22 protein-coding genes and 1 tRNA gene are annotated in these 21818 nt (G+C 64.9%); 11 read left to right on the top strand and 12 right to left on the bottom strand.

What is annotated here, in order from left to right:
- Positions 1–2: 2 nt before the first annotated feature.
- A complete protein-coding gene (locus tag AC6CIE_RS03160; protein ID WP_498091119.1) occupies positions 3–917 on the top strand; it encodes a LysR family transcriptional regulator in 915 nt (304 codons plus the stop codon).
- 33 nt (positions 918–950) lie between these two features.
- Here AC6CIE_RS03160 and AC6CIE_RS03155 read toward each other — a convergent pair whose 3' ends face one another.
- Positions 951–1349: a RidA family protein gene (locus tag AC6CIE_RS03155; protein WP_175183816.1), complete on the bottom strand. Its 399-nt coding sequence runs from the start codon at positions 1347–1349 to the stop codon at positions 951–953.
- A gap of 151 nt (positions 1350–1500) precedes the next feature.
- Between AC6CIE_RS03155 and AC6CIE_RS03150 the strand changes: the two genes are divergently transcribed.
- On the top strand, positions 1501–1815 hold the full coding sequence (locus AC6CIE_RS03150; protein ID WP_255596062.1) for a hypothetical protein: 315 nt from the start codon (positions 1501–1503) through the stop codon (positions 1813–1815).
- A 10-nt stretch (positions 1816–1825) separates the two neighbouring features.
- Here the strand turns inward: AC6CIE_RS03150 and AC6CIE_RS03145 are convergent, their stop codons facing one another.
- Together AC6CIE_RS03145 and AC6CIE_RS03140 are read right to left on the bottom strand one after the other, a co-directional pair.
- Positions 1826–2083, bottom strand: coding sequence for a hypothetical protein (locus AC6CIE_RS03145; protein WP_175123422.1), 258 nt, complete (start codon positions 2081–2083; stop codon positions 1826–1828).
- A gap of 196 nt (positions 2084–2279) precedes the next feature.
- A complete protein-coding gene (locus AC6CIE_RS03140) occupies positions 2280–3929 on the bottom strand; it encodes a PqiB family protein (RefSeq protein WP_498091117.1) in 1650 nt (549 codons plus the stop codon).
- A gap of 161 nt (positions 3930–4090) precedes the next feature.
- Here AC6CIE_RS03140 and AC6CIE_RS03135 point away from each other — a divergent pair, with 161 nt between their 5' ends.
- The gene (locus AC6CIE_RS03135; RefSeq protein WP_175123424.1) at positions 4091–4576 is read left to right on the top strand and encodes a GNAT family N-acetyltransferase; all 486 of its coding nucleotides are present in this window, start codon (positions 4091–4093) and stop codon (positions 4574–4576) included.
- A gap of 14 nt (positions 4577–4590) precedes the next feature.
- Here the strand turns inward: AC6CIE_RS03135 and AC6CIE_RS03130 are convergent, their stop codons facing one another.
- From AC6CIE_RS03130 to aqpZ, 3 genes are all read right to left on the bottom strand, one after another.
- A complete protein-coding gene (locus AC6CIE_RS03130) occupies positions 4591–4899 on the bottom strand; it encodes a DUF3892 domain-containing protein (protein ID WP_175123425.1) in 309 nt (102 codons plus the stop codon).
- Between the two features lie 68 nt (positions 4900–4967).
- Positions 4968–5825, bottom strand: coding sequence for a 3-deoxy-8-phosphooctulonate synthase (kdsA, locus tag AC6CIE_RS03125; RefSeq protein WP_498091115.1), 858 nt, complete (start codon positions 5823–5825; stop codon positions 4968–4970).
- Between the two features lie 136 nt (positions 5826–5961).
- Complete coding sequence (aqpZ, locus tag AC6CIE_RS03120) at positions 5962–6675, bottom strand: aquaporin Z (protein WP_175123427.1); 714 nt, start codon at positions 6673–6675, stop codon at positions 5962–5964.
- A gap of 262 nt (positions 6676–6937) precedes the next feature.
- Here aqpZ and AC6CIE_RS03115 point away from each other — a divergent pair, with 262 nt between their 5' ends.
- Entirely contained in the window at positions 6938–7219 is a 282-nt protein-coding gene (locus AC6CIE_RS03115; protein ID WP_498091113.1) for a hypothetical protein, read from the top strand.
- 20 nt (positions 7220–7239) lie between these two features.
- Here AC6CIE_RS03115 and AC6CIE_RS03110 read toward each other — a convergent pair whose 3' ends face one another.
- Together AC6CIE_RS03110 and AC6CIE_RS03105 are read right to left on the bottom strand one after the other, a co-directional pair.
- Complete coding sequence (locus tag AC6CIE_RS03110; RefSeq protein ID WP_498091111.1) at positions 7240–8460, bottom strand: diguanylate phosphodiesterase; 1221 nt, start codon at positions 8458–8460, stop codon at positions 7240–7242.
- A 377-nt stretch (positions 8461–8837) separates the two neighbouring features.
- Positions 8838–8924, bottom strand: a tRNA-Leu gene (locus AC6CIE_RS03105).
- Positions 8925–8971: 47 nt separating this feature from the next.
- On the opposite strand from AC6CIE_RS03105, the gene dapC reads away from it, so the two are divergent.
- The 5 genes from dapC to AC6CIE_RS03080 all read left to right on the top strand — a co-directional run bounded on the left by dapC (position 8972) and on the right by AC6CIE_RS03080 (position 15085).
- Entirely contained in the window at positions 8972–10168 is a 1197-nt protein-coding gene (gene dapC, locus AC6CIE_RS03100) for a succinyldiaminopimelate transaminase (protein WP_498091109.1), read from the top strand.
- A 24-nt stretch (positions 10169–10192) separates the two neighbouring features.
- Positions 10193–11014, top strand: a complete 822-nt coding sequence (dapD, locus tag AC6CIE_RS03095; protein ID WP_175123430.1) for a 2,3,4,5-tetrahydropyridine-2,6-dicarboxylate N-succinyltransferase — start codon at positions 10193–10195, stop codon at positions 11012–11014.
- Positions 11014–12153, top strand: a complete 1140-nt coding sequence (gene dapE, locus AC6CIE_RS03090) for a succinyl-diaminopimelate desuccinylase (protein WP_175123431.1) — start codon at positions 11014–11016, stop codon at positions 12151–12153. The genes dapD and dapE overlap by 1 nt, the downstream gene beginning before the upstream one ends.
- 95 nt (positions 12154–12248) lie before the next feature.
- Entirely contained in the window at positions 12249–13154 is a 906-nt protein-coding gene (prmB, locus tag AC6CIE_RS03085) for a 50S ribosomal protein L3 N(5)-glutamine methyltransferase (RefSeq protein WP_498091107.1), read from the top strand.
- The gene (locus AC6CIE_RS03080; RefSeq protein WP_498091105.1) at positions 13151–15085 is read left to right on the top strand and encodes an ABC-F family ATP-binding cassette domain-containing protein; all 1935 of its coding nucleotides are present in this window, start codon (positions 13151–13153) and stop codon (positions 15083–15085) included. The genes prmB and AC6CIE_RS03080 overlap by 4 nt, the downstream gene beginning before the upstream one ends.
- Positions 15086–15177: 92 nt before the next feature.
- Here the strand turns inward: AC6CIE_RS03080 and AC6CIE_RS03075 are convergent, their stop codons facing one another.
- From AC6CIE_RS03075 to AC6CIE_RS03065, 3 genes are read right to left on the bottom strand one after another with little or no spacing between them, the layout of a single operon-like run.
- Complete coding sequence (locus tag AC6CIE_RS03075) at positions 15178–15483, bottom strand: chorismate mutase (protein WP_175123434.1); 306 nt, start codon at positions 15481–15483, stop codon at positions 15178–15180.
- Between the two features lie 6 nt (positions 15484–15489).
- Positions 15490–17784 carry a UvrD-helicase domain-containing protein gene (locus AC6CIE_RS03070; RefSeq protein ID WP_175123435.1) on the bottom strand — a complete coding sequence of 765 codons (2295 nt, stop codon included), beginning with the start codon at positions 17782–17784 and terminating at the stop codon, positions 15490–15492.
- Positions 17781–18917 (bottom strand): DesA family fatty acid desaturase, encoded by a 1137-nt coding sequence (locus AC6CIE_RS03065; protein ID WP_370633069.1) that lies wholly within the window; start codon positions 18915–18917, stop codon positions 17781–17783. The genes AC6CIE_RS03070 and AC6CIE_RS03065 overlap by 4 nt, the downstream gene beginning before the upstream one ends.
- Between AC6CIE_RS03065 and AC6CIE_RS03060 the strand changes: the two genes are divergently transcribed.
- Both AC6CIE_RS03060 and AC6CIE_RS03055 read left to right on the top strand, forming a co-directional pair.
- Positions 18837–19013: a hypothetical protein gene (locus AC6CIE_RS03060; RefSeq protein WP_370633070.1), complete on the top strand. Its 177-nt coding sequence runs from the start codon at positions 18837–18839 to the stop codon at positions 19011–19013. The two genes, AC6CIE_RS03065 and AC6CIE_RS03060, sit on opposite strands and share 81 nt — an antisense overlap.
- A 493-nt stretch (positions 19014–19506) precedes the next feature.
- Complete coding sequence (locus tag AC6CIE_RS03055; protein ID WP_254594132.1) at positions 19507–19734, top strand: hypothetical protein; 228 nt, start codon at positions 19507–19509, stop codon at positions 19732–19734.
- Here the strand turns inward: AC6CIE_RS03055 and AC6CIE_RS03050 are convergent.
- The gene (locus AC6CIE_RS03050; protein ID WP_452001370.1) at positions 19718–21145 is read right to left on the bottom strand and encodes an RsmB/NOP family class I SAM-dependent RNA methyltransferase; all 1428 of its coding nucleotides are present in this window, start codon (positions 21143–21145) and stop codon (positions 19718–19720) included. The two genes, AC6CIE_RS03055 and AC6CIE_RS03050, sit on opposite strands and share 17 nt — an antisense overlap.
- Between the last annotated feature and the right edge of the window lie 673 nt (positions 21146–21818).

Raw genomic sequence — 21818 nt, 5'->3', positions numbered from 1 at the left:
GAATGATTGCCACTGACGACCTGCGCTTTTTCCTGAGCCTTTCGACGGCCGGCTCGCTTGCGCAAGCCTCGCGCGCGCTGGACGTCACACCACCCGCGATCACCCAGCGCCTGAACGCGCTGGAAAAGCGGCTGGGCGTACGGCTGGTCAATCGGTCGGCCCGAGGCATCGCGCTGACCGAAGAAGGCCGTCTATTGGCCATGCGGGCCGCGCAGATCTGCAATGACCTGACCTTGCTGGCCGACGAACTGGCAGGACGCCGCGGCGTCGTGGCGGGACATCTGCGGGTGGTTGCACCGTTGGGGTTCGGCCAACGTTACATCGCCGGATTGGTCGCGGATTTCCGGTCGCGCAGCGAAGACGTCACGGCCAGTCTGACATTGTCGGACGGCCCTCCCCGGCTGGCGTCGGATAACTGGGACGTGATGATTCATATTGGAGAATTGCGCGACTCCACGCTGGTCGCCTACCCGCTGGCGCCCAACCGGCGCATCCTGTGCGCATCGCCCGCCTACCTGGCGCGGCGTGGCTTGCCGACCACGCCGGAGGACCTGCGCAACCACGACTGCATCGCCTTGCGCGAAAACGACGAGGACGTGACGCTGTGGCGGTTCAGGCGAGCCCGCGGCGCGGGCGTCGCCGTGCGCATTGCGCCCGTCATGTCGTGCAATGCCGGCGCGACGGCGTTGGATTGGGCGCGGGCCGGACACGGCATCATTGCGCGGTCGGAATGGGACGTGACCGCGCACCTGCGCACGGGTGAACTCGTGCCATTGCTGGCAGGCTGGAATCTGCCGGACGCGAATGTCGTGGCGTTGGTGAAGTCGCGGCAGGAGTTGTCCGCGCGCACGGCGGGATTTCTGGCGTCCCTGCGCGCAGCTTTTGCCCAGCCGCCATGGCGCGAGGCGTCAGCCTAGCAGGCGCGCAGATGGAAAGCCGCAACCCGCTGCTCAGTCGAGCATCGCTTCCGCTTCGATCTCGATCAACCATTCCGGCAGCGACAGCCCGCTGACGATGATCCAGGAAGACGGCGGCGGATCGACCTTGAAGCGGTCCCGCAACGCCTGCGCCACGACTTCCTGTTCGGTGCTCACCGAATCGCAGATGTAGATGCGCAGCATGATGACCTGCGACAGGTTGCCGCCGGCCGCCGCCAGCACGCGCTCGATGTTGTCCAGCGCGGCCTCGGTTTGCACCTGAAGCCCGGGACCGACCGTCTTCTCGTTGGCGTCTACGCCGACCTGGCCGGACAGCAGCATACGGCGCTGCCCGGTCACGATAACCGCCTGACTGAATCCATACTGCACAGAATTGAATACCGTGTCGGGATTGACGACGATTCGGGACATGTGGATCTCCTGGGCAAGACGGCGCTGGGCGGCCGGCCATTCTATCAACCGGTCATACGTCAGGACACGGGCGCTGCGCTGAATCGACCAAACGCGGTATGGATGCGCGGCACGGCGTTTGCTACGCTGGCTCATCTGTTCAGCCAGGGTGATGGCCATGAGCGAGAAGATTCGAGTGCTGTGCATTCAACCCGCTTCTGCATCCGCGCGTTTCGCGTTCTTGTTGATCGCGCTGAAGTGGTCGATGGGCGCAACCCCCCGGCCGTCGCGGCTGCAGATCGGACCGCATGACCTGGCGCCCGAAGGCTCGGAAGGCGCGTTTTGGCAGTTTGCGCTTCGTCACGCCTTTTCAAGTCAATCCATTCTGGTCACCCGAGGCGACCACTGGGATGTGGCGGCATCGGTGGACGGCGACGAGGTCCGCGCGTTTGGCAGGACCTTTGCGTTGAGGCAGTGCCTTTTTTGAAGCGCGCCTTTCAGGCGTCTGCAGGCGCCTTGCGGTGATAGGCAGCCAGTTCCTCGGCGGTCCAGCGCTGGCGCGCCTCGTCCTGACAGCAGGTCCGATACACCAGCGCGCCCACGTCCAGAAAGCGCTTCACATCGGCTTCCGTGAGCTTTCCCTGCACCTGCATAAGGCAGTCCGCAAGGGTTGAAAGCACGCCGTCCCACCCGTCGAATCTGCCCGGCGACACCGGCAACGTAATCATGCGCGCCATCATTTCACTATGGTCCATGCTGAGTCTCCGCTCTGACGGGGAACCGCTCGGTCCGCAACCCACCGGCGCCCCGGCGTCATACAGCAAGTGGCGTTCCCGATGGAGACCGGTGTCAGACACCAAGGGTGGCCGCCCACACTTTGATGCGGCAGGTGGTCCGCGGGTATCGGACACCTGCGGGCCAGGAAACACGATGCAAGGCTGCTTACGCAGATTACCGGGCCGTCGACCGGCCCGTCACCGGATCCGGCGCGCGCCCCCGCAGCAGTGACCCCGGGTGAGCCTGCAGGTAGTCTGCCAACTCACGTAGCGACCTCGCCGTGCGCGCCAGTTCCTGCAGCAATGCGCTCGTGTTGACGGGCAAGCCGGCATCGGGGCTGAGCAGCCCACCGACGGCGGCGAGCGACCGGCTTGCCTGGCGCAACGTCGCGGTCGCCTCGGGCGCAAGCTGTGTGTCCAGCCGCTTTACCAGCTTGGACGTGCCCTGCAGCAGGTTATTGAGTTCAGCGCCCAGACCTTCAAAGGGAATCCTGTCCAGCTTGGTCAGGATGCTGTTGATCTGCAGCTGCAACTGGTCCAGATTGTTCGGCACCGTGGGAATGAAAGGCGCCTCCTCCATCTTGAACGTCACGGGCTCGGCGTCCGGGAAGACCGCAAAGGCGACATACAACTGGCCTGTCAGGAGATTGCCGATGCGCAATTGCGCCCGTAATCCCTGGTCGATCAAGGCCGCCATCAGCTTGCCGCTGGGATGCGTGACCGTAGAGCCCGAAAACTCCTTGATTTCTTCAAACGTCTTGGCGCCCAGCCGTTCCGGATAGAGGGTGGCATCCACCAGGGCATAGAACTGCTGCGTGGTGCGATCGAGTTCCAGTCCGATGGCATCCACCTGTCCGACTGACGCGCCAAACGCATCGATGGGCGCGCCCACGGACAGTCCGCGCACCGATTGGTCGAACCGCATGCGGATGCGCAGCGGCGTGCCGTCCGGCTGCGCGCGCGCCGCGGTCTCCGAGGGGTAGATGACGAACGCGGCGTCCGGCTTGGCTGCGGTGTGTAAACGGGTCTCGACCGAGTCGAAGGCGACGCCGCCCACGATCACCGACACCAACGATTGAGACCGCACTTGCAGCCCGCCTGCGTCCACCGAGAAGTCCACCCCGCTGGCGTTCCAGAAACGCGTGCCTTCGTTGACGAAGGCGTCGTTGGGCGCATCGACAAACACCTGGATATCGACGCCCTGGCCGGTGGCATCGAGGCGATAGCTCACCACCTGCCCTACTGCAATGCGCCGGAAATAGACGGGCGATCCGATGTCCAGCGAACCGAGGTCCTGCCCCTTGAGGGTGAAGCGCTTGCCCGGCCTGTCCTGCGTCACCTCGGGCGGGATTTCCAGACCGACGAAAGCGAACTTGGTCGCCTTGCGCGGATCGCTGTCGCCATTACGGCCGGCGGGATCCAGGCCGATGTAGGCGCCGGACAGCAACGTGTTCAGGCCTGAAACGCCACTGAGCGTCAGGCGCGGCCGCACCACCCAGAACACGGTGCCCTCCTGCAAGAGCCCAGCCGCGTCCTTGTTGAGCCGCACCGTCGCAATCACGCCGGTCCGGTCCTCGTTGAGCGCCACGCGCTGGACTGTGCCGACGTTGACTTCCTTGTAGCGCACCTGTGTCTTGCCGGCCTCCAGCCCTTCCGCCGTTTGGAAGCTGATCGTGGCCTCGGGCCCTGCGTCCATCCAGACTTTCAGCACCAGCAGCAGGCCGCCCAGCGCCGCAACAATAGGCACCAGCCAGATCCAGGAAAACCGCCGTCTGCGGCCGGCGGACGGCGGCTTGTGTGCGACAGCAGGAGCAGTCTCGGGCATTGAAGGCATCCTTCGTGAGCACGCGTCTGGACTCTGGGTGCAATCCCGGTAAAGCGTCGCGCCGGGCGGTCCGCCGCGCAACAAGGGTATTCCCCACGTTCCGGCCTGCCCGCTGCGCCAATAGCGAGTAGGATAGCCATCCCAACAAACAGGAAAGATCCGTGAATATCGAAATTCGTCCTGCCGCACCGTCGGACGCGGCCCAGATCCATGCCTTCATTACCGAACTGGCCGTCTATGAACGCGCTGCGCACGAAGTGATCGCCAGCGCCGACGACGTCGAACGCACCTTGTTTGCCGAAGGCGCTCCCGCCCGGGCGTTGATGTGCCTGCTGGACGGCAAGGCCATTGGCTACGCCGTCTATTTCTACAGCTACTCCACCTGGCTCGGAAAAAACGGCATCTATCTCGAGGACCTGTACGTCACGCCCGAGCACCGTGGAATCGGCGCGGGACGCGACCTGCTGCGCCATCTGGCACGCGAGGCCGTGGCGAACGGCTGCGGACGGCTCGAGTGGAGTGTGCTGGACTGGAATCAGCCCGCCATCGACTTCTATCAATCCATCGGCGCGCTGCCGCAGGATGAGTGGGTGCGCTATCGGATGGCCGGCGACGCGTTGGTCAACTTTGCCGAGGGCCGCCGCTAGGGCAGCCGCACCGGTTAGAACTCCGGCAGGTCGAACAGCGTGTGCAAGGTGGAACTGGGCACCGGCACCGATGCAAGGTGTTCGCGCCCGCCGGCGTCCACCAGCACACGCACCGCGCGCGAAGCGACGGTGAGGCCGTCGACACTGATCGCGGTCTCGACCTCGGCGCCTTCCTTGATGAGTTCAATGACTTCAGCGGCTGCGGCCGTCGTGGGCTCCGAGATCCAGCCGGGAACGCCACGCACGGCCTGCCCCCAGCGCACGTAGGCGATATGGCCACTTCCGGCCTCTTTGCGCACGGCGACGATCACATACAAAGACATCCAGGCCTCCCTAATGTTTGGCCTGGATCGTATAACAGCTTGGCGGCCGTGTGATGACCGCAAGCGCGTCAGGGTTCGATGTCGATCGGCGCAAAGGACTTCACCAGGTCGTCGAGCTGCTTGAGTTGCGTCAGGAAGGGCTCGAGCTTGTCCAGCGGCAACGCGCTGGGGCCATCGCATTTCGCGTTCTTGGGATCGGGGTGGGCTTCCAGGAAAAGGCCCGCCAGCCCGACCGCCATGCCGGCGCGCGCCAGGTCTGCGACCTGTTCACGACGACCGCCGGATGCCGCGTCCAGCGACGAGCGCTGCTGCAGCGCGTGGGTCACGTCGAAGATCAGCGGGCGGTTGCCGGACACCTTTTTCATGACGCCGAAACCCAGCATGTCGACGACGAGATTGTCGTAGCCAAAGCTGGTGCCGCGATCACACAGAATCAGCTTGTCGTTGCCGGCCTCGGTGAACTTCTCGACGATGTTCAGCATCTGCGCGGGGCTGAGGAACTGCGGCTTCTTGATGTTGACCACGCGCTGCGCCTTGGCAAGCGCGACGACCAGATCGGTCTGGCGCGCCAGAAAGGCCGGCAGTTGCAGGATATCGGCAACTTCGGCCACCGGCGCCGCCTGCCACGGTTCGTGGACGTCGGTGATGACCGGCACGCCGAATTCCTTTTTCACGGCTTCGAAGATCTTCATGCCTTCTTCGAGGCCAGGACCGCGGTACGAATGGATGGACGAGCGATTGGCCTTGTCGAACGACGCCTTGAATACGTAGGGAATGCCCAGTTTGCGGGTGACGCGTTGGTATTCCTCGCACGCGCGCAGCGCCAGATCCTTGGATTCCAGCACATTGATGCCGCCGAACAGCACGAAGGGCCGGTCGTTCGCGCAGGCGATCGAGGGGGAGATAACGACTTCTGGGGCGGTCATGATGGGCGATCCTGTAAAGGTGAAGCAGGTGATAGTGCGTAATGTACAACCTGCTTCCTCGCGCCATCATCTGACCGGCCCCATTTTCAGCTCACAGCGGCTCAGAAGTGATCCCCCGCGCCGCGTTTCCGCCCTGTCAGGCGCGTTCGATCGCCGGGTCGCTGACAAGCCGGTAGGCCACCGCGCCGATGACCGCGCCGACGATAGGCGCCAGCCAGAACAGCCACAACTGTTCCAACGCCCAGCCACCCACGAACAGCGCCGGTCCGGTCGAGCGTGCCGGGTTCACCGATGTGTTGGTGACCGGGATGCTGATGAGGTGAATGAGGGTCAGCGCAAAGCCGATGGGAATGGCCGCAAAGCCGGCCGGCGCCCGCCTGCTGGTGGCGCCGAGAATCACGAAGATAAAGCCGGCCGTCAGCACCACTTCGGTCACCATCGCGGCCAGCAGCGTGTACTTGCCCGGTGAATAGGCGCCATAGCCATTGGCGGCGAAGTGGCTGGCCCTCAGGTCGAAACCCAGCTTGCCGTTGGCGATGCAGGCCAGGACCGCCGCAGCGGCGATGGCGCCCAGGACCTGAACGATGACGTACGGCAGGATTTCTCGGGCGGGGAAGCGTCCGCCGGCCACCAGGCCGACTGTGACAGCAGGATTGAAGTGCCCGCCAGATATGTGGCCCACAGCGAAGACCATCGTCAGGACGGTCAGGCCGAACGCCAGCGCAACGCCCGCGAATCCGATGCCCAGTTGGGGAAAACCGGCGGCAAGCACCGCCGCGCCGCAACCGCCCAGCACCAGCCAAAAGGTGCCGAAGAACTCTGCGCCGCAACGCTTGGGTAGTGAATACATGTCCATCCCTCAGTAACGAAAGCCCTAAGGTATCGGCAAGCGCGCGAGGCAATATTCAAGAATCGAAAATCTTGACGATTCTTGTACGCCGGCGCGTCAGGCGTGACGCTGCTCGACAACATAGCCGGGGCGCACGCCGCTTGGGATCGTTCGGATGGCGGATGGGACTGCATTCGCTGGCTGGGTTGGCGGGCGCGATTTCGTTGGCGGAAGCAAACAGCGGATGCTAATTTCAGCGGCACGCCTTCGCCGGAGGATCACCGTGAAACTGCTGCTCGCCTTTGTTCCCTTCATCACCTTTGCGCTGTTGGAGCACCGGGTCGGCACCCACGCCGCGCTCGTGGCCGCCCGCCCGGCGTTCCGGCGCACCGCGGAACGGATCGCGTGGGCTTGGGCAGGCGCGTTCCTCGTCATCGTGCTGACGGATCTGGCGATGATGTACGTGCCGGCTTTCACCACCACCGTGGGCACGGTGGTCATCCTGGCGGCGCTTGGCGCAGCGGCCTGGTTCACGGCGTGGTTGCCCAAAGCGGCCCGGCGGTAAAGTGCGCTGTCTGAGCCGAATCAGTCCAGCCGGACGCGTTCAGGCCACTGCACTTCAGGAACGGCATTGAGCGCCGGCCTGGCAAACAGATAGCCCTGGAACCGCTCGATTCCGGCAGCCTGCAACCAGCACCATTCCTCGATCCGCTCCACGCCTTCGGCGACAGGCGTGATGCCCATTGCGCTGCACGTGCGGGCAATGCCGCAGACGATTGCCTGGCGCGGTCCGTCCTGATGAATGTTCTGAATGAGCTGCCGGTCGATCTTGAGCTTGTCCGGCTGAAACTCGGCCAGCAGCGACAGGCCCGCATAGCCAGCCCCGAAATCATCGATCGCAACGCCGATGCCGGCGCGGCGCAGCCGTTCGATCGCATCCCTGAAGGCGCGCGGCCGCTCGATCGCTTCCTGTTCGGTGATTTCGACGATCACATGCTGTGGCAACAGCGCGCACGCCGCAATCTGATCCACCAGGCGGTCGACCGCGGCCGGATCTTCAATCAGTGACATGGGCAACAGATTGACCGACAGCTTTACATCGGTCAGGCCCAGCCGCCGCGCCAGCTCGAATGCCGAGGCCTTGGATTCCAGATCCACGCGATAACGGTCCGCGGGATCCAGGCTGGCGAACAACTGTTCCGGCGATCCGCCCGATCGACCGCGGATCAGGAATTCAAGGGAGGTGATCTCGCGCCGCAGGGGATCGACGATGGGTTGCAGCGCAAAGGGATACGGCCGCGCAGGCGCTGCGGGATCTTCCTGCGCCAAAGGAACACCGCTGGCCGCAAACCGCCAGTTGGCCGCGTCGTCGCCTTCGACGATATGGTCCGTGCCATGCGCATCGGCATACCAGCCAAGAATCTTTACCACCCGGTCGTCACCGCCCGGCCAGCGCGTCGGCTTTTTCATCTTGGCCAGAATGCGCGCAGAAACCTGTTGGGGATCGAGCGCTCGCAGGTCAAGCAGCGCCATCGCATCCCCCCCAAACCGGCGGGTAGGCCCGTGATCCTGCATGAGCAGCACGACGTTCTTGTGGGCATCGTCGCGCCGGATGGCATCGAATATCAGGTTGACCGCCTCGTCGGGGCCTTCCAGCAACTGGACGAAATGAACGCCGTCAAAGAGCAATATGCCGGTCACCTGCAGGGCGGCGTTGCGAGCTCGGGCGGGCGTCAGCAGGTCGGTCAGATCCTGCGCGTTCATCGAAGTGACAGCACGGCTGCGGTATATCAGTGTCGATAGCATGGCGTGCTCTATGCAAACGGGTCGGACGGGGAAAGGCTCGCGGCAAGGCTAATGTTCAAGCGAGCAGGCGTGATCTGTGGGGAATCTGTTCGATCGGGCCGTCACTGCGGCACGTCGATGGATCGGCGGTCAACGCGGCGCATGAATCGCTGCCGACGGACTGCGTGGATGGGGCCACGGCTTAATGGCGCCACTGGGTGCCACCCTCGCCTGGGAATTCCAGAGTGGGTCTGGACGAATCGGCCTGAAAAGCTCAGGGAAACCGGCGGGTAACCGGACACTTTCCACGAACTGAAGCGGGTTTGGCCTGACCGGCCCAATGATTTTGAAAATGACAGGTTAAAAACCTAAATCATTGAAATCATGGGGGGATTTGGTGGTGCGAAGGAGGGGACTCGAACCCCTACACCTGTTACGGCGTCAGGACCTAAACCTGGTGCGTCTACCAATTTCGCCACCTTCGCAATAGGCCAAGCCCGCTATTGTAGCTTGCTTGTTAAAATCTTGCGTCATGAATCCGCGCCTCGATGCCCTACACCCCTACCCGTTCGAAAAACTGCGGGCTTTGCTGGCCTCCGCCAGCTCGCAACCGGACGGTATTGCGCCCATCAACCTGTCGATCGGCGAGCCCAAACACGCCGCGCCGGAGCGCGTCGCGCAAGCCATCCGCGACAGCATGGGCGGGCTGTCGGTCTACCCCTCCACGAAGGGCGATCCGGCATTGCGCCGCGCGATTTCCGAATGGCTGGCGCGCCGCTACAGCATACCGGCGCCTGATGCCGACACGCAGGTGCTGCCGGCACTCGGATCGCGCGAGGCGCTGTTTGCATTCACCCAGACCGTGATCGATCCGTCGGCGGGTTCGGTGGTGATCTGCCCCAATCCGTTCTATCAGATCTACGAAGGCGCCACGCTGCTGGCGGGTGCAACGCCCTACTTCGTCAATGCCGATCCGGTGCGCAATTTCGGCAGCGACTGGAACCAGGTGCCGGACGACGTCTGGAAGAAGACGCGCCTGGTGTTCGTGTGTTCGCCGGGCAATCCCGCGGGCAACGTGATGTCGCTGGAAGAATGGAAAACCCTGTTCGAATTGTCCGACCGCTACGGCTTCGTGATTGCGTCGGACGAGTGTTATTCCGAGATCTACCTGGACGAAGGCGATCCCCCGCTGGGCGGTTTGCAGGCGGCGCGCCGTCTGGGCCGGGACGACTACCGCAATCTGGTGGCGTTTTCCAGCCTGTCCAAGCGCTCCAACGTGCCGGGCCTGCGCTCCGGGTTCGTGGCCGGCGATGCCGCGCTGATCGGCCGTTTTTTGCTGTATCGCACGTATCATGGCAGTGCGATGAGCCCGATCGTGTCCGCGGCCAGTATTGCCGCGTGGACGGACGAGACCCACGTGAAGGAAAACCGGCGCCAGTACCGCGAGAAATTCGATGCGGTCGTGCCCATCCTGCAGAAGGTGCTGGATGTGTCACGGCCGCAAGCTTCGTTTTATCTGTGGGCGGCAACGCCCGGTTCGGATACGGCGTTCGTGCGCGACCTCTATGGCCGCACCGGTGTTACCGTGCTGCCGGGCAGTTTCCTGGCACGCGAGGCCCATGGCTTCAATCCGGGCCAGGGACGCATCCGCATCGCCCTGGTGGCGCCTTTGGCCGACTGCGTGCAGGCGGCCGAGCGCATCGCCCATTTTGTACATACCTCTGTTTGACCAACCTTTAAAAGCTGAGCCGATATGACTCTCGACCTGCAGACCACCATTGAACAAGCCTGGGAAAACCGGACCAACCTGTCGCCCGTCGACGCCAGCGCCGAAGTGCGCGAAGCCGTCGAGCACACCATCGACGGTCTGGATCTGGGCCGCCTGCGCGTGGCCGAGAAGATCAATGACGACTGGGTCGTGCACCAGTGGATCAAAAAGGCCGTGCTGCTGTCGTTCCGTCTGAACGAGAACGCCATCATGGGCCAGGCGCCCCTGCAGTTCTACGACAAGGTGCCGCTCAAGTTCTCGGAGTTCGGCGACAACGCGTTCAAGCAAGGCGGCTACCGCGTGGTGCCGCCGGCCGTCGCCCGCCGCGGCTCGTTCATTGGTCGCAACGTGGTGCTGATGCCCTCGTACGTGAACATCGGCGCCTACGTTGACGAAGGCACCATGGTCGACACGTGGGCCACCGTCGGTTCGTGCGCCCAGATCGGCAAGAACGTCCACCTGTCGGGCGGCGTCGGCATCGGCGGCGTGCTCGAGCCCCTGCAGGCCAACCCCACCATCATCGAAGACAACTGCTTCATCGGCGCGCGCTCCGAAGTCGTGGAAGGCGTCGTGGTCGAAGAGAACTCGGTGCTGGCCATGGGCGTGTTCCTGTCGCAAAGCACCAAGATCTACGACCGCGCCACCGGCAAGATCACGTACGGCCGCGTGCCGTCCGGCTCGGTCGTGGTGCCCGGTTCGCTGCCGTCGGCTGACGGTTCGCACAGCCTGGCCTGCGCCGTGATCGTCAAGCGTGTCGATGCGCAGACCCGCGCCAAGACCAGCATCAACGATCTGCTGAGGGCTTGATGAGCAATTCGGCCGTACTGGATCTGGTCAAGGACCTGATCGCCCGTCCCTCGGTGACGCCCGCGGACGAAGACTGCCAGGCGGCGCTTGCCGCCCGGCTCGAACGCATCGGCTTCACCTGCGAGACCATCGCGCAGGGCGGCGTGACCAATCTGTGGGCCCGGCGCGGCAGCGCCGCCCCGCTGACGGTCTTTGCCGGCCACACCGACGTGGTGCCCCCGGGCCCGCGCGAAAAGTGGAACAGCGATCCCTTCGTTCCCACCGAACGCGACGGCTGGCTGTATGGCCGCGGCGCGGCCGACATGAAAAGCTCGATCGCCGCCTTTGTGGTGGCGGCCGAGGAGTTCGTGGCGGCCCATCCGGACCATGGCGGTTCGATCGCGCTGCTGATCACCTCCGACGAGGAAGGCCCGTCCATCGATGGCACCGCCATCGTCTGCGACGCTTTGAAAGCGCGCGGCGAGCAGCTGGATTACTGCATCGTCGGCGAGCCCACGTCGGGCGACGTGCTGGGCGACACCTGCAAGAACGGCCGCCGCGGCTCGTTGTCGGGCAAGCTCACGGTCAAGGGCATCCAGGGCCACGTGGCCTACCCGCATCTGGCGCGCAACCCCGTGCACCAGCTTGCGCCCGCGCTGGCCGACATCGTGAACATCGAATGGGACCAGGGCAATGAATACTTCCCGCCCACGACGTTCCAGGTGTCGAATCTGAACTCCGGTACGGGCGCCACGAATGTGGTGCCGGGCGAGGCAGTGGCGTTGTTCAACTTCCGCTTCTCGACCGCCAGCACGCCGGAAAGCCTGAAGCAGCGGGTTCATGCCGTGCTGGACAAGCATGGCCTGGAATACGACCTGGAGTGGGAACTGGGCGGCGAGCCGTTCCTGACCCCGCGGGGATCGTTGACGGATGCACTGGTCAAGGCGATCCATGCCGAAACCGGCGTGACCGCCGAGCTGTCGACCACGGGCGGCACGTCGGATGGCCGCTTCATCGCCAAGATCTGCCCGCAGGTCATCGAGTTCGGCCCCGGCAACGCGACGATCCACAAGGTGAATGAGCGCATTGAGGTCGCCTCGCTGGAACCGCTCAAGAACATCTATCGGCGCACGCTGGAAAACCTGCTGTTGCCCGCATGATGCACGCGCCGGCGGGATGCAAGTCCCGCCGCGCGATCTTTTTAGCCCCCCTCCCGGGGGCGTTTTTCCGTTTTCCCCCTGGGGCGGTGAATTGAATGCCTGATACGAACGCAACCTCCCGCGAAGAACTGCAGACCGTGCGCGACCTGATCCGCTACGGCGTGTCGCGCCTGAATGGCGCCCAGGTGTCGCTGGGACACGGCAGCGACAATGCCTGGGACGAGGCGGTCTACCTGACACTGCACGCGCTGCACCTGCCGCTGGACACGCTGGATCCGTTCCTGGATGCCCGGGTGGTGCGCGAAGAGCGCGAGCGCGTCCTCGACCTGCTGGACCGCCGCGCCACCGAACGCGTGCCCGCCGCCTACCTGACCAACGAAGCGTGGCTTCGCGGTCATCGGTTCTACGTCGACAAGCGGGTCATCGTGCCGCGCTCGCCGATCGCCGAGCTGCTGGACCAGGGGCTGTCGCCGTGGGTGCAGGACGCGCTGGCGATGGAGAACGTGCTGGACATGTGCACCGGCTCGGGCTGCCTGGCGATCCTGTCGGCGCTGGCCTTTCCCTACGCCCACGTGGACGCCGTGGATGTTTCCGCCGACGCGCTGGAAGTCGCCCGCCGCAATGTCGACGACTACGGGCTTTCCGATCGCCTGGACCTGCACGCCAGCAATCTCTTCGACAACCTGCCCGCGCGCGAATACGACGTGATCGTCTGCAATCCGCCCTACGTGAACAGCGGTTCGATGCGCGCCCTGCCCCAGGAGTATCTGCACGAACCGCAACTGGCGCTGGCCGGCGGCGACGACGGCATGGACCTCGTGCGCCGCATCCTGGACGCCGCGCCACGCTACCTGTCGGAAAACGGCGTGCTGGTGCTGGAAATCGGCCATGAGCGCGATTTCTTCGAGGCCGCCTTCCCGCAGCTTTCGCCCGTCTGGCTGGACACCGAGGAAGCCTCGGACCAGCTGCTGCTGCTTACCCGCGAGCAACTGAGCCTGTGATACGCGCCTCTGGATTGACCCTGCGCCGCGGCACGAAAGTGCTGCTGGACGGCGCCGAATTCGTTGTAAACCCCGGTGAACGGGTCGGCATCGTAGGCAAGAACGGCGCGGGCAAGTCCTCGCTGTTCGCGCTGCTGACCGGCGCGCTGGACCTGGACGCCGGCACCTTGTCGCTGCCCGCCGGCTGGCGCATCGCCAGCGTCGAGCAGGAACTTCACGCCGACGACCGCCCTGCCCGCGAGTTCGTCATCGACGGCGACACGCACCTGCGCGCGTTGCAGGCGCAGCGCGCGACGCTGTCCGACGACCAGGGCACGCAGATCGCGGAAGTGGAAGCCGCGCTGGTGGAAGCCGGCGCCTGGAGCGCCGCCTCGCGCGCCGAGCAACTGCTGGCCGGCCTGGGCTTCAAGCCTGCCGAATGGACGCAGCCCGTCGAGAGCTTTTCCGGCGGCTGGCGCATGCGTCTATCGCTGGCCCGCGCGCTGATGGCTCCGTCCGAATTGCTGCTGCTGGACGAGCCCACCAACCATTTGGACCTGGACGCCATGTTGTGGCTGGAGAAGTGGCTCGGCGCCTACGAAGGCACCGTCATGCTGATCTCCCATGACACCGAATTCCTGGATGCCGTCGCGCGGTCCATTCTGCATTTCGACCATGCCAAGCTGACGCGGTATCGCGGCGGTTATGGCGACTTCCTGACGCAACGCGCCGAGCGCCTGCGTCAATCCAACATTGCCTATGAGCGCCAGACGCGCGAGACGGCCCGGCTGCAAGGCTTCATCGACCGCTTCAAGGCCAAGGCCTCCAAGGCCAAGCAGGCGCAGAGCCGCGTGAAGGCGCTGGCGCGCATGCAGGTGCTGGCGCCGCTGCAGGCCGAAGCGGGCATCGACATCCGCATTCCGTCACCCGAACAGGTGCCCGATCCGCTGATGACGCTGGAACACCTGTCCGCGGGCTACACGGACGCCGAAGGCAACGCGGTGCCCATCCTGCGCGACGTGACGCTGATGGTGCGCGCCGGCAGCCGCGTGGGCGTGTTGGGCGCCAACGGGGCCGGCAAGAGCACGCTGATCAAGACCCTGGCCGAAGAGATCCCCGTGCAGGCGGGCGAGCGCCGCGCCTCGCGCGGCCTGGCCATCGGGTATTTCCACCAGCACCAGCTGGACATGCTGGACGTGGACAGCACGCCGATCGCGCACCTGGCCCGCCTGGCGCCCGAGGCGCGCGAGCAGGAGCTGCGCAATTATCTTGGCGGGTTCGGGTTCTCGGGCGATACGGTCACCAGCAAGGTCGGCCCGATGTCGGGCGGCGAAAAGGCGCGGCTGGCGCTGTCGCTGATCGTCTGGCAAAAGCCCAACCTGCTGCTGCTGGACGAACCCAGCAACCACTTGGACGTGGAGACGCGCGAGGCCCTGGCCACCGCGCTGGCGGACTTCGGCGGCAGCATGCTGCTGGTGTCGCACGACCGGCACCTCTTGCGGACTACGGTGGACAGCTTCTGGATCGTGGCGGACGGTGCGGTGCGCGAGTTCGACGGCGACCTTGAGGACTACCGCGACTGGCTGGCCGCGCGCAACGCGGACGAGCGGGCCGAGGCGCGTGAAAACGCTGAAAGCGGCGGCGAGCCTGTCGTGGATCGCAAGGCGCAACGCCGCGCCGAGGCCGAACAGCGGCAACGCCTGTCTGCACTGCGCAAGCCGCTGGAGTCCAAGCTGGCCAAGGTCGAAACCGAGATGGAAAAGCTGCGCGGCAAATTGGCCGCCCTGGATGCGGTGATCGCCGATCCGGACCTGTATTCCGACGCGCGTCGCGCTGAACGCCAGAAGGTCATGGCGGAACATGGCGAACACGGCAAGCGGATGGGGGAACTGGAAGAACAGTGGCTTGAGCTGCAGGGATCGCTGGAAGAGATAGACCAGAGCGAAGCCTGATCCAAATGAAATCGGCCCCAATCCGGGGCCGATATCTTTGGGCTTGAGCGTGCCGCGCGCTTGCGTGGGAAGCGCTGGGCGCGCGCCTGCGGTTACGAGTACGGACGCTCGCGCAGGCGGGTATGGTTGTCGATTACCGTGTCGATGACTTCGCGCAGGATGGTTTCAGCCAGATCGGGCGGAACGCCCGCTTCCAGCGCCAAACGGCGGATGCGTTCGACCTGCTGGGCTTCGCGCTTGGGATCGACCAGGTCCATGCCGTGGTTGGTCTTGAGTTCGCCGATCATGTCGGTGCAACGGAATCGCACGCCAAGCAGCAACATGATCTGCTGATCGATCTCGTCGACTTCGGCGCGCAGGGCCGCCAGCTCGGCTTTGGGGGAATCGTTGGTAGCCATATGTAGTCAACCCTGAACAATGTCGAGCTTGGCGATGCCCAGCGCCAACGTTTTGGCGCCTACGTCGCGGAAGTGGATTTCCGCCTGTGCGTCCTGACCCGCGCCGCTCAGACCGATGATGGTGCCGTCGCCGAAACGCGCGTGACGGACGCCCTGACCCACACGATACTGCTTGTCGCCCACCGTGACGCCGGTTGCGACGCCACGGGGTTGACGCGGCGCAATGGTGTTGGTTGGCTTGCGGCCGAAGGCATCGCCCCGGTTGCCGCCACCCCAGCCCGCGCCCGTGGCGCTGATGGGCGCCAGTCCAGCCTTGGGCGTCAGCCACTTCAGATGCTGCTCGGGAATTTCGTCCAGGAAGCGCGAGCGCATCGCATAGCGCGTCTGGCCATGCAGCATCCGGCTTTGCGCCAGGCTGATGTACAGGCGCTGGCGCGCGCGGGTGATCGCCACGTACATCAGGCGGCGTTCTTCTTCGAGGCCGGCGGGCTCGAGGATGCTGTTCTCGTGCGGGAACAGTCCTTCCTCCAGGCCGGTGATGAAGACGGCGTCGAACTCCAGGCCCTTCGCAGCATGCACCGTCATGAGCTGGACGGCGTCCTGGCCTTGCTGGGCCTGGTTGTCGCCGGCCTCGAGCGCCGCATGCGACAGGAACGCGGCCAGCGGCGTCAGGTTGTCTCCCGCAACCGCCGGCGCGTCCACCACGCCCGGCATGAGCGTCGACGACGTGTCGTGGTCGGGCACCACGCCGGCGGGCATGCCGTCGTAGTTTTCCTCGGACGCGAACACGGCCGCGGCCGTGATCAGTTCGTTCAGGTTCTCCAGCCGCTCGGCGCCTTCGCGCTCGGCCTTGTAGTGCGCATTCAGGCCACTGGCTTCGAGCATGTGCTCGACCATTTCGGGCAGCGGCAGCTCGCGCGTTTCTTCGATCAGGCGATGAATCAGTTGCGCAAACTGCGCCAGATTCGAACCGCCCTTGCCGCCGACCAGCGCCACCGCGCCATACAGGCTGGTGTCATGCTGCCGGGCGGCGTCGGCCAATTGCTCGAGCGTGCGCGCCCCGATGCCGCGCGTCGGGAAGTTGACCACCCGCATCCACGAGGTGTCGTCGTGCGGATTGGCCATCAGGCGCAGGTAGGCGAGCGCGTGCTTGATTTCCTGGCGTTCGAAGAAGCGCAGGCCGCCGTAGACCTTGTACGGAATGCCGGCGGAAAAGATGGCGTGTTCGATGACGCGCGACTGCGCGTTGCTGCGATACAGCACGGCGATTTCGCGGCGGTCGCTGCCTTCGTGGATGAGCGAACGGATTTCGTCCACGATCCACTGCGCTTCCATGCCATCGGACGGCTGTTCGATGACGCGGACAGGCTCGCCTTCGCCTTGATCGGTCCAGAGATTCTTGCCCAGGCGGCCCGAGTTGTGACCGATGAGCGCGTTGGCCGAATCCAGGATGTGACCGTAGGACCGGTAGTTCTGCTCCAGGCGGATGACGGTGCCATGCGCGTAGTCGCGCTCGAAGTCGGCCATGTTGCCGACGTTCGCGCCGCGGAACGCGTAGATGGACTGGTCGTCGTCGCCCACGGCAAAAATGGCCGCGCCGCCGCCGGCCAGCAGGCGCAGCCACTTGTACTGCAGCGTGTTGGTGTCCTGGAACTCGTCGACCAGGATGTGCCGGAAACGGCGTTGATAATGTTCGCGTACGGGCGCGTTGCGCGACAGCAATTCGTAGGCGCGCAGCAGCAACTCGGCGAAGTCGACCACGCCTTCGCGCTGGCACTGGGCTTCGTAGAGCTGGTAGATCTCGATCAGGCGGCGGCGATGGGCGTCGTAAGCCTCGACGTCCGGCGGACGCAGCCCCTCTTCCTTGGCGCCGTTGATGAAGCGCTGCACATCGCGGGGCGGGTATTTTTCGTCGTCGACGCCGTTGGCCTTCATGAGGCGCTTGATGGCCGCAAGCTGGTCCGTGACGTCGAGGATCTGAAAGCTCTGGGGCAGGCCGGCGTCGCGATGATGCGCGCGCAGCATGCGGTTGCACAGGCCGTGGAACGTGCCGATCCAGAGGCCGCGCGTATCGATCGGCAAGATCGCCGACATGCGCGCCAGCATCTCGCGGGCGGCCTTGTTGGTGAACGTGACCGCCAGCAGCCCAAAAGGCGAAGCCTGGCCGGTTTGAATCAGCCAGGCCATGCGGGTGGTGAGCACCCGGGTCTTCCCGCTGCCCGCCCCGGCCAAGACCAGGGCGTGCTGCGGTTCTAACGTTACTGCGGCGCGTTGTTCAGGATTTAGCTTCTCTAGCATCATGCCGCGTAGCGGCGCAGATGTTGAGCGAACTGCTCAAGCCCAGCGATGCCGCTTTGCTGGGCGCGCTGGCACCAGGCCTGCAGGTCGTGAAGAAGCTGTTCGCTGCTGGCGCTGGAGCTTTCCCAGATGCGGCCGAGTTCGCGGCGCATCTGCACCAGCGTCGACAGCGACTTGTTCTGGGCGATGGCCTTGTCCACGGCAGCCAGTTGCTCGGGCTGCAGGATATCTTCGTTGCGATGGATGGCGCGACGCACGCTGTGCAGCTTGGTGTAGCCGCATTCGGCGTTGCCTTCCTGGCGCGAAGCCTTCAGCTTGGCGAGTTCTTCACGGGCGGCGCTCTTGATCACGTCCGCATAGCGGGCCATGACTTCGTAGCGGTGCGTGATCACGCCTTGCAGCGTGCGCAGGTCGATGCCCGTGCGGGAGTCGTCCAGCTTGAGCTTGGGCGCAACCTTCTTGATCTTGGCCAGGCCAAAGAACTTCAGGATGTTGATGTAGCACCAGCCGATGTCGAACTCGTACCACTTGGCCGAAAACTTGGCCGACGTGCCGTGGGCGTGGTGGTTGTTGTGCAGCTCTTCGCCGCCGATCACGATGCCCCACGGGAACACGTTGGTGCTGGTGTCCGGGCTGTTGTAGTTGCGGTAGCCCCAGAAGTGGCCGATGCCGTTGACGACGCCGGCGGCCCAGAAGGGAATCCAGGCCATCTGGACAGCCCAGACCGTGACGCCGATCGCGCCGAACAGGGCGACGTCGATGGCGAGCATGGTCAGCACGCCCCACAGGCTGTGCTTGCTGTAGACGTTGCGCTCGAGCCAGTCGTCAGGCGTGCCGTGGCCGAACTTGGCCATGGTTTCCTTGTTGTTCGATTCTTCGCGGTACAGCTCGGCGCCGCGGAACAGAACCTTCCAGATGCCGAACAGCATGGGCGAGTGCGGGTCACCTTCCTTTTCGCATTTGGCGTGATGCTTGCGGTGAATAGCCACCCATTCCTTGGTGACCATACCGGTCGTCATCCAGAGCCAGAAGCGGAAGAAGTGCATGACAGCCGGATGGAGATCCAGACCGCGGTGCGCTTGGCTGCGATGGAGAAAAACCGTGACCGCAACAATCGTGATGTGCGTCACGACCAAAGTGAAAACGACGATCTGCCACCAAGTCGCTTGGGTCAGGCCGCCGGCAATGAAGGAGAGGATGTAATCCATAAAGCTGTTATGAGCCTCGCATGAGAAGGTGGCTGAAAGTTTAGCGTACCTTAGCCGTCTGATGACAATCTAGTTTCAAAATAGTTATTGAGAGAAATCAAGGACTAAGGCGCGGTTTTGAGCCAAAAAGCCGCCCTGCGAGCGCTTTGAGCGCGCGCAGAGGCTTTACTTGTGCGGTTGCGGCGGCTTTGCCCAGAGGGGGACGGCCTGAAAATCGCAGTCGCACCGGGTTTTGGCACCATTTGGCGTTTAAAGTTCCAGTCAGGCAAACCCGCAGTCTTGAAGGCGCCACGATACCGGGGCACACTGCACCCCGTTCCGCCCGCCCACTGTCTCTTTTCTCCCACGAATATCGCTCACCACAATGCGTCACCGTTTTTTAACCGTTTTGGCCGCGCTCGGTGTGGCGATATCCGCCCCGGCTTCAGCGCAAACGCTGAAGTCTGGGGACGTCGCCGTCCTGGCTTCTTACTATGAGATCCGCGGGTCGGACTGCCTGGCGCTGCGGGCGCCGCGCGTGTCCATCACCCAGATGCCGACGCTGGGCAAGGCCAGCATCCAGCAGACGCGCGGGCAGTCCAATAATTCCGGGCGCTGCGCGTACAAATCGGTGCCGGTGGCGCAGGTTGTCTACCAGGCCGACCAGCCGGGTTCCGACACCCTGTCCTGGGAAGTGAAGTATCAGAACAAGACCATCGGAACCCGCCGCTACAGCGCAACGGTGGGCGTTACGCCGGGTCCTTGACCGCGGTTTCCGTTTCTTTGACGTCAGAAGCTTTCACTTCGGCTTCCTCGACGGTGGTTTCCTCGGCCGTAACGGTCTGAGCGTCGGCGCCCGCTTGGGCTTCGGCCTCAGCGCCATCGGCCGCGTCGATCCGGTCGTCCTCGTCGGCGAGATTGGCTTCAGCAGCCTCGGCGGCATCCGTGCCGGCGCCCTTCTTCTTGCGTTCGAACACAGCGGCGAAGAAGCCGTCGGTGCCGTGCAGATCCGGACGCAGTTGCACGTACGGGCCTTCCAGTTTCAGGGACTCGCAACGGGCGCCCAGGATTTCGGCGGCATCCACACGTTCGAAGTCCGGATGGCTGGCTAGGAAGCGGTCAGCCTGGACTTCGTTTTCCTCGGCCAGCAGGCTGCACGTGGCATAGACCAGGCGGCCGCCGGGCGCGACACAGCGCGCGGCGCTGTTCAGGATGCGTTCCTGGAGCTGCCCCAGTTCCGCCAGCGCCTCGGGGTGCTGGCGCCACTTCAGGTCCGGATTGCGGCGCAGGGTGCCGATGCCGCTGCAAGGCGCGTCGACCAGCACGCGCTGGGCTTTGCCGGCCAGGCGCTTTACACGGGCGTCGTTCTCGTTGTCGATCACCACCGGGACCACATTCGAGAGGCCGCTACGCGCAAAGCGCGGCTTGGCGCGCGCCAGGCGGGCCGCCGAGACGTCAAAGGCGTACAGCCGGCCGGTCGAACGCATCAGTGCACCCAGCAGCAGCGTTTTGCCGCCGGCGCCTGCGCAGAAATCGATGATCATTTCGCCACGGCGCGGGGCGACCAGCAGGGCCAGCAGTTGGCTGCCTTCGTCCTGGACCTCGATGCTGCCGTTTTCGAACTGGGGCCACCGGTTGATGGCGGGGCGGCCTTCCATCCGGATGCCCCAGGGCGAAAAAGGCATGGCCGTGGGCTCATACCGGCCCGCGCCTTGTTGCAGTTCCGCCAGCATGGCATCGCGCTCGGCCTTGAGCGGGTTCACGCGCAGGTCCAGGCTGGCCTGGCGGTTCAGGGCTTCCACCAGCGTTTCGGGGCTTTCCATGGCGCTCAGGCGCTCGTCCAGCCAGTCGGGGATGCTGCCTCGCACGGCACGGGGCAAAGTCGCGACGTCGATACGGGTGACCCGTTGCAGCCACTCTGCCTCCGCGGCGTCCATGCCCTCCTGCAGGAACTCGGCGCCCAGGGTCGCGTTCAGGCCCAGGATGGCAAGACGGCGCGACGCGGGGCCGACACCGCTTTCGCCGTACTGGCGGTAGCGGCGCAGGTGGCGTAGCACGTCATAGACGGCCTCGGCGACTTCGGAACGGTCGCGCGCGCCCAGGTTCGGGTGATGGCGCAGCCAGTGCGAGAGCGCGGCGTCGGCCGGATAGGTCCATTGCAGGATTTCACCCAGCACGCGCTGCACCTGATCGATGCGGATGGCCGCGTGCGACAGGCGGGGTCGATTGGACTGGGGCTTTTGCGGGGCGTGATCGCGCTCGCCGCCACGCGAGTCGCCGCGCTGGCCGCCGAAGGAGGAGCGGGCATCCGAACGTCCCTGCTCTTCGCGACGGTCCTGGCCGTACGAATTGCGTTCACCGCCACGGCTTTCGCTGCGATCCTGTCCATACGAACCGCGTTCGCCGCCACGGGCACCGCCGCGATCTTGTCCATAGGAGCCGCGACCTTCGCCTCGCTGGCCGCCGAACGAGGAGCGTGAGTCCGGGCGTCCCTGACCTTCACGGCGGTCCTGGCTGTAAGAACCGCGATCACCGCCACGGCCTTCGCCACGATCCTGGCCGAAGGAGCCGCGACCTTCGCCGCGCTGGCCGCCGAACGACGAGCGCGAGTCCGCGCGTCCCTGACCTTCACGGCGGTCCTGGCTGTACGAACCGCGTTCGCCGCCCCGGCCTTCGCCACGATCCTGGCCGAAGGAGCCGCGACCTTCGCCGCGCTGGCCGCCGAACGACGAGCGCGAGTCCGGGCGCCCCTGACCTCCACGGCGATCCGGGCTGTACGACCCGCGTTCGCCGCCACGGCCTTCGCCGCGATCCTGACCAAAGGAGCCCCGGCCTTCGCCACGCTGGCCG

The sequence above is a fragment of the Achromobacter sp. GQ309 genome (assembly GCF_059759315.1).
This window is presented reverse-complemented; position numbering and strand designations above follow the sequence as displayed.